Genomic DNA, 12,349 nt, shown 5'->3' with positions numbered 1-12,349 from the left:
TGTGTCAGTCGGACCAGGGCGCCTTGCGGGAGTTGTTCAGTTCGACCAGGTAACCGTCTCCACCCAACTGACTCATCTGCTGACGAATCCAAGCCGCGCGCCTTGCCACATACGCCGTCGGATGGCTGGCACTCCACACCCGTGGATTGGGCAAAACAGCCGCCAGATAGCTGGCCTGCTGCCGCGATAACCCCTTGGCACTCACCCCAAAGTGATGCCGCGCCGCCGCTTCCGCGCCAAACACGCCTTCGTCCCACTCCACGCTATTGAGGTACACCTCAAGAATTCGCTGCTTGGGCCACAACACCTCGATCAACCCGGTAAACCAGGCTTCCAGGCCTTTGCGCAAATAGCTGCGGCCGGCCCACAGGAACAGGTTCTTCGACACCTGCTGGCTCAACGTACTGGCACCGCGAATCGAGCCGCCGCGCTCGTTGTGCAGGATCGCCGCCTGGATCGCACCGAAATCAAAGCCCCAATGCTGCGGGAAGCGCTGGTCTTCACCGGCCATCACCGCCACTTTGAGGTCATCGGAGATCTCGTCCCACGGTACCCAGGTGCGCTGCAGGTCAATGGGTTCGCCGTCGAACCAGGATTCGACCTTGCGCTCCACCATCAGCGCGGTGAAGGGCGGCGGGACGACACGAAACAGCAGCACCAGCAGCACACTGCCGATGGCAAACCATTTGACGACGTTGAGAAAGCGTTTGAAGAGGAGACGCAGCATAGAGATGGCTTGGCCGAACCCGTTGAGCGGGCCATTATACAGACCCGGCCCTTTGAGTCTGACTGGAGTTCCTCATGCTGCGTGGCTTTCTGATGTTGGCTGCCTTTTTCGGCTTCACCGGTGTCGCCCTTGGGGCCTTCGCCGCCCACGGCCTGAAAAACCGCCTGAGCGCCGAGTACCTCGCAATTTTCCACACTGGCGTGACCTACCAACTGGTGCACACCCTGGCGCTGTTCGGCGTGGCGCTGCTGGCGGCGCATATCCCTGGCCGGTTGGTCAGCTGGGCGGGCATCTCGTTTACCGTTGGCATCCTGCTGTTCTCCGGCAGCCTGTATGTGCTGACCCTGACCGGCATCAGCAAGCTTGGGATCATCACGCCGTTTGGCGGCCTGGCCTTCCTGCTTGGCTGGTTCTTCCTGGGCCTGGCGGCGTGGCGCTTGCAGGCAGCCTGACCAAGGGACTTGGGCCGGCAACCTCAATCGGGCTAGAATGCCGACCCCTAAAAACGATGGCGGCCCGTGGCATGCGCATTCAGTTGAACGGCGAATCCTTTGAACTGCCCGACGGTGAAACCGTTGCGGCCCTGCTGACCCGACTGGACCTGACCGGGCGGCGCGTCGCAGTGGAACTCAACCTGGATATCGTCCCGCGTAGCCTGCACGCCGAGACCGCACTCGCCGAAGGCGACCAGGTCGAAGTGGTCCACGCCATCGGCGGCGGCTGATCGCGCAGTTTCCTGAATTCTGCAGAACCTCACCCCATTCCGAGGATTTCCCATGAGCATCGTTCGTAGCGACAAGCCTTTCGTCCTGGCCGGGCGTACCTACCAGTCCCGCCTGCTGGTCGGCACCGGCAAGTACCGCGACATGGAAGAAACCCGCCTGGCCATCGAAGCCTCGGGCGCCGAGATCGTCACCTTCGCCGTGCGCCGCACCAACCTCGGCCAGATCGAAGGCGAGCCGAACCTGCTTGAAGTGCTGTCGCCGGACCGCTACACCTTCCTGCCGAACACCGCCGGTTGCTACGATGCCATCGAGGCCGTGCGCACCTGCCGCCTGGCCCGTGAGCTGCTCGACGGCCACAACCTGGTGAAGCTGGAAGTGCTGGCCGACCAGAAAACCCTGTTCCCCAACGTGATCGAAACCCTCAAGGCCGCCGAAACCCTGGTCAAGGAAGGTTTCGACGTGATGGTCTACACCAGCGATGACCCGATCATTGCGCGCCAACTGGCGGAAATCGGCTGCATCGCGGTGATGCCACTGGCCGGCCTGATCGGTTCCGGCTTGGGCATCTGCAATCCGTACAACCTGCAGATCATCCTCGAAGAAGCCAAGATCCCGGTGTTGGTGGATGCAGGCGTGGGCACGGCCTCCGACGCAACCATCGCCATGGAACTGGGCTGTGACGCGGTGCTGATGAACTCGGCCATCGCTCACGCCCAGCAACCGATCCTGATGGCCGAAGCCATGAACCACGCCATCGTCGCGGGCCGCCTGGCCTACCTCGCCGGCCGCATGCCGAAAAAACTCTACGCCAGCGCCTCCTCGCCGCTGGATGGTCTGATCAAGTAAGAGCCATTGATGACTGAATCAAACGAAACGCCGAACACCCTGGAAGCAGGCGACGAGTCCAAGCACCGCCGCATCAAGAGTTTTGTGATGCGCGCCGGTCGCATGACCGAAGGCCAGCAAAAGGGCCTGGAGCAAGGCACGCCGCTGTTCGTGTTGCCATTGGCCGACGCGCCGGTGGACTACGACCAGGTGTTCGGCCGTTCGGCCCCGCGTTCCCTGGAAATCGGCTTCGGCATGGGCCACTCCCTGCTGGAAATGGCCGCCGCTGCGCCGGACCAGGACTTCATTGGCGTGGAAGTCCACCGCCCAGGTGTCGGCGCGCTGCTCAACGGCGTGTTGACCCAAGGCCTGACGAACCTGCGGGTCTATGACTGCGACGCGATCGAAGTGCTCAACCGCTGCATCGCCGACAACAGCCTCGATCGCCTGATGCTGTTCTTCCCGGACCCATGGCACAAAGCCCGTCACCACAAGCGCCGCATCGTCCAGGCCTCCTTTGCGGAGCTGGTGCGCAGCAAGCTGAAAGTGGGCGGCATCCTGCACATGGCCACCGACTGGGAACCCTACGCGGAATACATGCTGGAAGTGATGAACGTCGCCCCCGGCTACCGCAACCTGGCTGAAGACGGCAAATGCGTGCCACGCCCGGCCGAGCGGCCGATCACCAAGTTCGAGCGTCGTGGCGAGCGGCTGGGGCACGGGGTGTGGGATCTGAAGTTCGAGAAGCTGGCGTAACTCCCCATTAGCTTGAAATGCAATTCTATGTGGGAGGGGGCTTGCCCCCGATAGCGGTGGATCAGTCAGCTTATCTGTAGCTGACCCAAAGCAATCGGGGGCAAGCCCCCTCCCACATTTGTTTTTGCAGTGTGCTATGAATCAGCGGCGGTCTGCGACTACGCCGATCAGTACCAGTACCACGATCAACACCGGCGCCAGGCTGTAGTTATTGAACTGGCTCAACCCCCGCACAATCCACGGCGTGGCATAGATCAGCGCCGCGCCGCTGCCGATCATGCACACCAGCGCCATCAACGGCACGCGCAACGCACCCGCGATGCTGCCCAGGCGTGCTTCGATCCAGCCCTTGATATCGGCGCCGAACAGCACCAGCAGGCAGCCCACGAGGGCCAGGGAGATTTCCGACAGGTTGCTGCGGCTCCAGCGGGATACGGTGGCGAGCAGGTCGAGTACCAAATCCATTCGATTTCCTTAAGAGCGTCAGCTCAAAAACTTCTGCAACAGATCATTGAGAAAGAGTTGCCCGCGGTCGGTCGCCGCCAGGCGTGACGGTTCGACCTGCATTAAGCCACTTTGTTCTGCCTCGCGGCGGCCTTCATCGAGGCTCGCCAGATCCAGACCGGTACGCTCGGCGTAGAGCCTGGCATCGACCCCTTCGGTGAGGCGCAGGGCGTTCATCAGGAACTCGAATGGCAACTCTTCGTTGGTCAGCTCCTTCGCGCCGGCCTGGAAGCTTTTGGCCGGGTTTAGGTAGTCCTTCGGTGCACGGGTCTTCCAGGTGCGTACGATGCGCCCGTCCGGATGGCTGAGCTTGCCGTGTGCGCCGGCACCGATGCCGATGAAGTCACCGAAGCTCCAGTAATTGAGGTTATGCCGCGCCGGGCGACCTGGTTGGGCATAGGCCGATACTTCATATTGCGCGTAGCCGTGTTCGGCAAGCAACGCCTGGCCGGCTTCCTGGATGTCCCACAGGGTGTCGTCTTCCGGCAGTGCAGGCGGCTGGTTCCAGAACACGGTGTTGGGTTCCAGGGTCAGCTGGTACCAGGACAAGTGCGTCGGCTTCAGCGCGATGGCCTGGCGCAAGTCGCTCAAGGCATCGTCCAGGGACTGATCGGGCAGCCCGTGCATCAAGTCCAGATTGAAGTTATCGAACCCGGCCTGGCGCGCCATGCCAGCGGCACGTACGGCTTCGTCGCCATTGTGGATACGGCCCAGGGCCTCAAGCTTTTCCTGCTGGAAGCTCTGGATACCGATGGACAAGCGATTGATCCCCAGCTTGCGATAGGCCACGAACTTTTCTTGCTCGAACGTCCCGGGGTTGGCTTCCAGGGTGATCTCGATATCGCCGGCAAACGGGATGCGGGCTTCCACGCCCTTGAGCAACCGCCCCAACGCTGCGGCGCTGAACAGGCTGGGCGTGCCGCCGCCGAAGAAGATCGAACTGAGTTCGCGGCCATGCACTGCGTGCAGGTCCTGATCGAGGTCGGCCAACACGGCGTCCACATACTCCTCTTCCGGCAGCACTTTACTGGCGGTGTGGGAGTTGAAGTCGCAATAAGGACATTTGCGCACGCACCACGGGATATGGATGTACAGCGCCAGGGGCGGCAGCACAGGCAAGGCCGCCCGAGGTGTTTGCGCGCCGCCGTGGATCAGCGGCTGCGCAGAGGTGTTCAGGGTCATTTCAGGCTCAGGCGTTGGCGCAGCAAATCCATTGCGCGGGCACGGTGGCTGATCTGGTTCTTGTCGGCCGGGCTCAGTTCGGCACTGGAAACGTTACGTTCCGGCACCCAGAACAAAGGGTCATAGCCAAACCCATGCTCGCCGCTGGCCGCATGCAGGATGCGCCCGTGCCACAGGCCTTCGCACAGAATCGGCAGCGGGTCATCGGCATGCCGTACCAGGGCCAGCACGCAGACGAACTGTGCGCCGCGCTCGGCGTCCGGTACGTCCTTGAGCGCGTCCAGCAGCTTGGCGTTGTTGGCGGCATCGCCCTTGCCGTCGGCGTAGCGCGCCGAATAAATGCCCGGTGCGCCGCCGAGGAAATCGACGGCCAGCCCCGAGTCATCCGCCAGCGCTGGCAGGCCGGAGATGCGTGCGGCGTTGCGTGCCTTGAGGATAGCGTTCTCGACGAACGACAGGCCGGTCTCTTCCGGTTCCACCTGGCTGAACTCGCCAATCGAGCGCAACTGCACGGAGTCGCCGAGCATGGCTTGCAGTTCTTTGAGTTTGCCGGCGTTATGGCTGGCCAGTACGAGTTGGGTGAGGTTCATTTTTCCGCCGGAAACAGTTCCTGGTTGAACTGGAAGCTATGGGCTTTGCCGCCGGTTTCAACGTTGATGGTAAACGTCTTGTATTCGCGCTGCGTCACGGAGTAGGGCGCCAGGTAATTGATGCCGCCTTTCTCGTTGATCTGCTTGAACGTCAGGACTTCGCTCTTGCCGCCCAAGTCCTTGATGGTGCCGGTCACTTGCGCGGCCACCGGGGTCACGCCCTTGATCACCGTCACGTTGATCAAGCCCTTTTCCTTGCTGCGCACCACGCCGACGGCCTGGGCGGTTTCCGGTTGCAGGAAGCTGGAGGTGAACGTGTTGTAGTGGACGGTGATATCGCCGAAGTCTTTCTTGCGATTGGCATCGATAGCGTCGGCGGCCAGGGCGCTGGCGCCCAGGCACGCGGTCAATAGAAATACAGCCAGGCGTTTCATGAGCGTCCCTCTTGAAGATGATTAGACGGCAATCTTGTGGTCCGTCAGGCCAGGACTGCTGACCCGGTAAATACCGATTTCGCCCAACAGATTGGGCCATAGTTTACTTGCCCAGCCGTGACGATGCTGTTGATCGACGGCAAGGCGGTTGATCACCTTGGCTTCACGCTCACTGCACAGGGCTTCGAAGTCTTCGAAGGTGCAGAAGTGGATGTTCGGCGTGTTGTACCAAGTGTACGGCAGGAAGTCCGACACCGGCATGCGGCCCTTGGTGGCCAGGTACCAGCGGCAGCGCCAGTGCCCGAAGTTGGGGAAGGTGATGATGCACTGGCGGCCTACGCGCAGCATTTCGTCGAGGATGCGGTCCGGGTAGTGCACCGCCTGGAGGGCCTGGGTCATCACCACGATGTCGAAGCTGTTGCTGGCAAAGTTGCCCAGGCCCTTGTCCAGGTCCTGCTCGATCACGTTGATGCCTTTGGCCACGCACTGGGCGATGTTGTCCGGGTCGTTTTCCAGGCCGTAGCCAGTGACTTGCTTGTTGTCGCGCAGCCAGCTCAGCAGTTCGCCATCGCCGCAGCCCAGGTCGAGCACGCGGCTGCCGGCGGGGATCCAGTCTTGGATGATTTCCAGGTCGGCTCTCATGGCGTTCTCACACAGTAATCCGGTTCATGTAATTGCCGAACGCCTGCAAGTAACGCGGGATCGGGATCAGGAAGGCGTCGTGGCCTTGCGGTGCATCGATCTCCAGGTAGCAGACGTCCTTGCGTGCAGCCATCAGCGCGTCCACCAGCTCGCGGGAGCGGGCCGGCGAGAAGCGCCAGTCGGTGGTGAAGGACATCACGCAGAACTTGGCCGTGGCGCCTTCGAAGGTTTTCGCCAGGTCGTCGTCGTGGTTGGCGGCCGGGTCGAAGTAGTCCAGCGCCTTGGTCATCAGCAAGTAGGTGTTGGCGTCGAAACGCCCCGAGAACTCCTCGCCCTGGTAGCGCAGGTAGCTTTCCACCTGGAACTCGACGCTGTGGAAGTCGTAGTTGAGCTTCTCGCTCTTGAGGCCACGGCCGAATTTCTCGCCCATGGAGTCATCGGACAGGTAGGTGATATGCCCGACCATCCGCGCCAGCATCAGGCCGCGCTTGGGAATCACGCCGGCTTCCTGGAACGAACCACCGTGGAACTCCGGGTCGGTAAGGATGGCCTGGCGTGCCACTTCGTTGAAGGCGATGTTCTGCGCCGACAGCTTGGGGGCCGAGGCGATTGCCAGGCAATGGCGCACGCGGTCCGGGTAGGTGATGGTCCATTGCAGCGCCTGCATGCCGCCCAGGCTGCCGCCGATTACTGCCGCCCACTGGTTGATACCCAGCAGGTCGGCGAGGCGCGCTTGGCTGTGCACCCAGTCTTCCACGGTGAGCACCGGGAAGTCGGCGCCGAACGGTTTGCCGGTTTCCGGATTGAGGCTGCTGGGGCCGGTGGAACCGTTGCAGCCGCCCAGGTTGTTCAGGCTGACCACAAAGAACTTGTTGGTGTCGATGGGCTTGCCGGGGCCGATGCAACTGTCCCACCAGCCGGGCTTGCGATCCTCGGCAGAGTGGAAACCGGCCGCGTGATGATGGCCGGACAAGGCGTGGCAGATCAGCACGGCGTTGCTCGCCGTGGCGTTCAGTTGGCCATAGGTTTCATAGATCAGGTCGTAGGCGGGCAGCGAACGGCCGCAGGCCAGGGCCAGCGGTTCGCTGAAGTGCGCCACTTGGGGCACGACCAGTCCAACAGAATCGGGGGGGAAGGCAGCTGGCATCGACCCTGCTCTCGTTTAAATGAGGCGTAAGTCTAAAGACCGCTGCACCTAGCGGCAAGCAATGGCCTGAGCGGTTTGAAATGTGGGAGGGGGCTTGCCCCTCTCACATTTGCTTTGCGTCAGATCAGTAGACGCAAAATCTCCGGCATCCCGGTCATGGCCGCCAGGTTGTTGATCACCAGCATGTCCAGCAACTTGAGCACCATGAACGCCAGGATCGGCGAGATATCCAGGCCGCCGAGGTTCGGCAGCAGGCGGCGGAATGGCGCCAGGGCCGGCTCGCAGATCTGGTTCACCAGCTCGGCGCCAGGGTTGTGGCTACCGGGGGCGACCCAGGACAGGATCACGCTGATGATCAGGGCGAAGAAGAAGATCTTCAGGAACAGCGCGGTCACGCCGATGATGGCCCAGATCAGCAACTGTACGAAATTGCCGGTGGTGCCGTAGGTCAGCAGCAGGGTCAGCGCCATCAAGGCCAACTGCACCAGGATTGCCAGCACCAGCGACGACATGTCCAGGCCGAACAGGCTCGGGATGATCCGGCGCAATGGCTTGAGCAGCGGTTGGGTGGCCTTGACGATGAACTGGCAGAGCGGGTTGTAGAAGTTCGCACGTACCAGTTGCAGCACGAAGCGCATCAGGACGATCAGCAGGTACAGGCTGCCGAGGGTTTGCAGCACGTAGACGGCTGCGGTGTTCAAACCAATCATGTTGGCTCCTTATTTGCCCAGTTGTTCGGCGAGTTCCGCCGAGCGGCGCGCAGCGGCACCCAGTGCTTTTTCCACCAGGGCTTCAAAGCCCCCGGCCTGGAACGACTCGATGGCCGCCTGTGTGGTGCCGCCCGGCGAGGTCACGCGGCGGCGCAGCTCGGCGGCGTCCACATCGCTGGACACCGCCATGCGCGCAGCCCCCAGGGCGGTCTGCGCGGCCAGTTGTTCGGCAACGTCCTTGGACAGGCCCAGCTTCACGCCGGCGGCGGTCATGGCTTCGATCAGCAGGAAAAAATACGCCGGGCCGCTGCCGGATACGGCGGTGACCGCGTCCAGTTGCTGCTCCTGTTCCAGCCACAGCGCGAGGCCCACGGCGGACAGCAGTTCTTGCGCCTGGTCGCGTTGTTCGGCGCTCACTTCGGTGGTGGCGTACAAGCCGCTCACGCCTTGGCTGACCAGGGCTGGCGTGTTGGGCATGCAGCGCACGATCGGCTGGGCGCCGAGCCAGGTGTTCATGCTGGCGCAGGTGATGCCGGCGGCGATGGACACCACCAGTTGGTTCGGCTGCAGGCTTGGGCGCAGGCTTTCGCACACCGCCTTCATGGCCTGCGGCTTCACTGCCAGCACGATCACGTCGACGCCCTGGATGGCCTCGGCGTTGTCGGCAAAGGTTTCAATACCGTGCTCGGCGCTGACGCGGGCACGGGTGTCTGCGCCCGGGTCGCTGGCGCGGATCTGCGCGGCATCCAGGCCCTTGGCCCGCAGGCCACCGATCAGGCTGGCCGCCATGTTACCGGCGCCGATAAAGGCTATACGCGTGTCTTTCATGACAGGTCCTTAGCTATATGGAAGTCAGCCATTTCATGGCTGGCCGTAGTCGCGGGCGCCAAACAGGGCGGTACCGATCCGCACCCAGGTGGCGCCTTGGGCAATGGCCGACTCAAGGTCGTGGCTCATGCCCATGGAAAGTGTGTCCAGCGGCAGGTTCAAACTGGCTTGCAGCTCGCGCACGGTGGCGAAGGCTGCATCTTGCGCGGCGCGCTCTTCGGTCGGCTCGGGGATTGCCATCAGGCCACGCAGCTTCAGGCGCGGCAGGGCGCTGATAGCGTTGGCCAGGGCTGGCAGGTCGGCGGGTGTACAGCCGGACTTGCTGGCTTCGCCGCTGACGTTGACCTGGATGCAGATGTTCAGCGGTGGCAGGTCGGCCGGGCGTTGTTCGGACAAGCGTTGAGCGATTTTCAAGCGGTCCACGGAATGCACCCAAGCGAAGTTCTCGGCGATAGCGCGCGTCTTGTTCGATTGAATGGGGCCGATGAAGTGCCAACTCAAGGGCAGGTCGGTTAATTCGGCCTGTTTGCCCAGGGCTTCCTGCAGATAGTTCTCGCCAAAATCGTGCATCCCGGCGGCATAGGCTTCGCGCACGGCTTGCGCGGGTTTGGTCTTGCTCACGGCCAGCAGGTGGATGCTGCTTGCGTCACGTTGCACGGCGTCGGCTGCGGCGCGGATGCGCTGGCTAACCTGGCCGATGTTGTCTGCTATCGTCGACATTCAAGATGCGCCCGTGGATATGGAGTCCGCGGCATTCTACTGGAAATGGAAAGCCCTATGGATATCACTGAATTACTCACGGCCAGCGTGCGCCGTGGCGCCTCCGACCTGCATTTGTCCGCCGGACTGGCGCCGATGCTGCGGGTGGATGGGGAGGTCTGGCCGCTGGATGGGCGGGTGCTTTCACCCCCGCAAGTGGCCGACTTGTTGAGCCCATTGCTCAATCAGCACCAACAAAAGGATTTCGAAACATCTCTTGAAACGGATTTTGCCTTCGAACTGCCCGGTGTGGCGCGGTTCCGCGCCAATGTGTTCCGGCAGGAGCGGGGCATGGGCGCGGTGTTTCGCGCCGTACCGGCCGAGGTCCAGAGCCTGGAGCGCCTCGGCCTGGGGGAAGTATTCCAGCGTATCGCCCAGCTGCCGCGCGGCCTGGTGCTAGTGACCGGCCCTACCGGCTCGGGCAAGTCTACGACTCTGGCGGCGATGATCGACTTTCTCAATCAGCATCGACGCCAGCACATCCTCACCCTTGAAGACCCCATCGAGTTTATCCACACGCCGAACATGGCATTGATCAACCAACGGCAGGTGCACCGCGACACCCATAGTTTTTCGGTTGCCCTGCGCTCGGCGCTCAGGGAAGACCCGGACGTGATCCTGGTGGGTGAACTGCGCGACCTGGAAACCATCCGCCTGGCCCTGACGGCGGCTGAGACCGGGCACCTGGTATTCGGCACCTTGCATACCTCGTCGGCGGCAAAGACCGTGGATCGGCTGGTGGATGTGTTTCCGGCGGGGGAAAAGGCCATGGTCCGCTCGATGCTGTCGGAGTCGTTGCAGGCAGTGGTGTCCCAGGTGCTGGTGAAGAAGATCGGCGGGGGGCGGGTGGCGGCCCATGAAATCATGTTGGGTACGCCGGCTATTCGCAATCTGATCCGTGAGGACAAGGTGGCGCAGATGGTCTCGGCGATCCAGACGGGTGGGGCGCTGGGGATGAAGACGCTGGATATGAGCTTGAAGGCGTTGGTCGGGGAGGGGGTGATCAGTCGGGAAGAGGCGCAGCAGAAGGCGAGGGTGCCTGGGGAAATATGAAGGTCCAAATGTGGCAGGGGCTTGCCCCCGATAGCAGTGGATCAGTTAGCTTATTTGTAGCTGATCCACGGTAATCGGGGGCAAGCCCCCTCCCACATTGTTCACCCACCGCACTCCAGCCTGGAATCAGCGCTGGACCACCCGCAGGTTGTTCTGCTCTTTGGGCAATACCCGCTTGGCAATCACGTAGTTCTTGTCCCAGAACGGTTTCTTCAGCGTGTCGATGCTGACCGCTTTGCCACGGCGTGGTGCGTGGATGAAACGGTCGTTGCCCAGGTAGATGGCAACGTGGTTCACCTGGCGGCTCTTCAATTTGAAGAACAGCAGGTCACCCGGTTTCAAGTCCTTGCGATCAACCTTCTGCCCGTGGCCGGCGGCCATGGCGTTGGAGGTGCGTGGCAAATCCACGGCGGCTACGTCGTTAAACGCATATTTCACCAAGCCGCTGCAGTCGAACCCTTTACTTGGGCTGCTGCCGCCCCAACGATAAGGAGTACCGAGCACGTTGACGGCACGGCTGAGCACGGTGCTGCTCTGCCTGGTGTTGACGCCTACCAGGCCGGCCGTTGCCTTGCCGTGGGCCTTGCTCAGTTGAGTCGGGCGGTTGACGGTCAGCTTGACCGACTTGGCGGTGCTTGGCGTGCTGTGGACTTTAGGGGTGAAACCGTTAACGTTGGGAAGTCGTTGCTCACGATTGGTGGCGTGGGCGGCCAGTGGCATTAATAGGCAAATGGTTAGCCATGTCTTGAAAAATGGTCGCATTAGGCGTGGCTCTTATGGGTTTGCGCGCAACTTTATAACAGCTTTTTGTGTCGTTCTCAGGCCGTTTGTCGACTGAACCTTGACGTCAAAATCAGGAAAAACGCGACGATTCGCCGCAATTGTCCTACACAAGTCAGGTGGCATAAGGCTTTCAGGGCAGGGAAGATACCATTTGCCGTACGTCGGGCGCCCGTAAAAAAGTCACAAAGAAAATGAAAAAATTTATCTATCGAGGCAAAAGAGGTACGCGATGAACACCTATCAGCAGATTGGCGAGCAGCAAGACACCCACAGCAAGGTCATCGGTTACCTGCTGTGGATTTTCGGTTTTACCGGGGCGCATCGCTTCTACTACGGCAAGCCGGTGACCGGAACAATCTGGTTTTTCACCTTTGGCTTGCTGGGTATCGGCTGGCTGATCGACCTGTTCCTGATCCCAGCCATGGATCGTGAAGCGGACCTGAGGTTTACCGCCGGGCCCATCGAATACAACGTGGCCTGGATCCTGTTGGCGTTTCTCGGGGTATTTGGCGTGCACCGCATGTACCAGGGCAAATGGATCACCGGCCTGATCTACCTGCTGACCGGCGGTTTGTTCCTGGTTGGGGTGCTGTATGACTTCTGGACGTTGAATACGCAGATATCGATCCGCAATGCCGAGCGCAACAGCGGCCGCTGATCTTTAACTTCTGGTGGAGATCAACA

At 61.7% G+C, this 12,349-nt stretch carries 17 protein-coding genes; 6 read left to right on the top strand and 11 right to left on the bottom strand.

The window, feature by feature from the left end:
• Positions 1-4: 4 nt before the first annotated feature.
• The gene (gene mtgA, locus K5K89_RS27465; protein WP_071490379.1) at positions 5-727 is read right to left on the bottom strand and encodes a monofunctional biosynthetic peptidoglycan transglycosylase; all 723 of its coding nucleotides are present in this window, start codon (positions 725-727) and stop codon (positions 5-7) included.
• 74 nt (positions 728-801) lie between these two features.
• On the opposite strand from mtgA, the gene K5K89_RS27460 reads away from it, so the two are divergent.
• The 4 genes from K5K89_RS27460 to trmB all read left to right on the top strand — a co-directional run bounded on the left by K5K89_RS27460 (position 802) and on the right by trmB (position 3,033).
• A complete protein-coding gene (locus K5K89_RS27460) occupies positions 802-1,179 on the top strand; it encodes a DUF423 domain-containing protein (RefSeq protein WP_016976028.1) in 378 nt (125 codons plus the stop codon).
• 71 nt (positions 1,180-1,250) lie between these two features.
• A complete protein-coding gene (gene thiS / locus K5K89_RS27455) occupies positions 1,251-1,451 on the top strand; it encodes a sulfur carrier protein ThiS (RefSeq protein WP_058426546.1) in 201 nt (66 codons plus the stop codon).
• 52 nt (positions 1,452-1,503) lie between these two features.
• A complete protein-coding gene (locus tag K5K89_RS27450; protein ID WP_058426547.1) occupies positions 1,504-2,298 on the top strand; it encodes a thiazole synthase in 795 nt (264 codons plus the stop codon).
• 9 nt (positions 2,299-2,307) lie between these two features.
• A complete protein-coding gene (trmB, locus tag K5K89_RS27445) occupies positions 2,308-3,033 on the top strand; it encodes a tRNA (guanosine(46)-N7)-methyltransferase TrmB (RefSeq protein WP_058426548.1) in 726 nt (241 codons plus the stop codon).
• Between the two features lie 141 nt (positions 3,034-3,174).
• Here trmB and K5K89_RS27440 read toward each other — a convergent pair whose 3' ends face one another.
• The 9 genes from K5K89_RS27440 to K5K89_RS27400 all read right to left on the bottom strand — a co-directional run bounded on the left by K5K89_RS27440 (position 3,175) and on the right by K5K89_RS27400 (position 9,790).
• A complete protein-coding gene (locus K5K89_RS27440) occupies positions 3,175-3,498 on the bottom strand; it encodes a DUF3392 domain-containing protein (protein ID WP_058426549.1) in 324 nt (107 codons plus the stop codon).
• A gap of 18 nt (positions 3,499-3,516) precedes the next feature.
• Complete coding sequence (gene hemW / locus K5K89_RS27435; protein WP_261400823.1) at positions 3,517-4,719, bottom strand: radical SAM family heme chaperone HemW; 1,203 nt, start codon at positions 4,717-4,719, stop codon at positions 3,517-3,519.
• Entirely contained in the window at positions 4,716-5,309 is a 594-nt protein-coding gene (rdgB, locus tag K5K89_RS27430; RefSeq protein WP_071490376.1) for an RdgB/HAM1 family non-canonical purine NTP pyrophosphatase, read from the bottom strand. Before rdgB ends, hemW begins: the two co-directional genes overlap by 4 nt.
• A complete protein-coding gene (locus K5K89_RS27425) occupies positions 5,306-5,743 on the bottom strand; it encodes a DUF4426 domain-containing protein (protein ID WP_222540589.1) in 438 nt (145 codons plus the stop codon). The genes rdgB and K5K89_RS27425 overlap by 4 nt, the downstream gene beginning before the upstream one ends.
• 21 nt (positions 5,744-5,764) lie before the next feature.
• On the bottom strand, positions 5,765-6,385 hold the full coding sequence (gene metW, locus K5K89_RS27420; RefSeq protein ID WP_034109956.1) for a methionine biosynthesis protein MetW: 621 nt from the start codon (positions 6,383-6,385) through the stop codon (positions 5,765-5,767).
• Between the two features lie 7 nt (positions 6,386-6,392).
• Positions 6,393-7,532 (bottom strand): homoserine O-acetyltransferase, encoded by a 1,140-nt coding sequence (locus K5K89_RS27415; protein WP_071490374.1) that lies wholly within the window; start codon positions 7,530-7,532, stop codon positions 6,393-6,395.
• 119 nt (positions 7,533-7,651) lie between these two features.
• Positions 7,652-8,242 (bottom strand): YggT family protein, encoded by a 591-nt coding sequence (locus tag K5K89_RS27410; protein WP_025859579.1) that lies wholly within the window; start codon positions 8,240-8,242, stop codon positions 7,652-7,654.
• A gap of 9 nt (positions 8,243-8,251) precedes the next feature.
• Positions 8,252-9,070 (bottom strand): pyrroline-5-carboxylate reductase, encoded by an 819-nt coding sequence (gene proC / locus K5K89_RS27405; RefSeq protein WP_222540588.1) that lies wholly within the window; start codon positions 9,068-9,070, stop codon positions 8,252-8,254.
• Between the two features lie 33 nt (positions 9,071-9,103).
• Positions 9,104-9,790 (bottom strand): YggS family pyridoxal phosphate-dependent enzyme, encoded by a 687-nt coding sequence (locus K5K89_RS27400; RefSeq protein WP_092241976.1) that lies wholly within the window; start codon positions 9,788-9,790, stop codon positions 9,104-9,106.
• 57 nt (positions 9,791-9,847) lie between these two features.
• Here K5K89_RS27400 and K5K89_RS27395 point away from each other — a divergent pair, with 57 nt between their 5' ends.
• Positions 9,848-10,882: a type IV pilus twitching motility protein PilT gene (locus K5K89_RS27395; protein ID WP_222540587.1), complete on the top strand. Its 1,035-nt coding sequence runs from the start codon at positions 9,848-9,850 to the stop codon at positions 10,880-10,882.
• Between the two features lie 126 nt (positions 10,883-11,008).
• Here the strand turns inward: K5K89_RS27395 and K5K89_RS27390 are convergent, their stop codons facing one another.
• Positions 11,009-11,644 (bottom strand): C40 family peptidase, encoded by a 636-nt coding sequence (locus K5K89_RS27390; RefSeq protein ID WP_071490370.1) that lies wholly within the window; start codon positions 11,642-11,644, stop codon positions 11,009-11,011.
• Between the two features lie 268 nt (positions 11,645-11,912).
• On the opposite strand from K5K89_RS27390, the gene K5K89_RS27385 reads away from it, so the two are divergent.
• Positions 11,913-12,323, top strand: a complete 411-nt coding sequence (locus tag K5K89_RS27385; RefSeq protein WP_162276412.1) for an NINE protein — start codon at positions 11,913-11,915, stop codon at positions 12,321-12,323.
• Positions 12,324-12,349 lie beyond the last annotated feature (26 nt).

Origin of the sequence: Pseudomonas sp. DR208 (assembly GCF_019823005.1) — a bacterium.
Lineage (GTDB): Bacteria > Pseudomonadota > Gammaproteobacteria > Pseudomonadales > Pseudomonadaceae > Aquipseudomonas > Aquipseudomonas extremorientalis.
The sequence above is the reverse complement of the archived record's forward strand: the minus strand, read 5'-3'. Positions and strand labels throughout refer to the sequence as shown.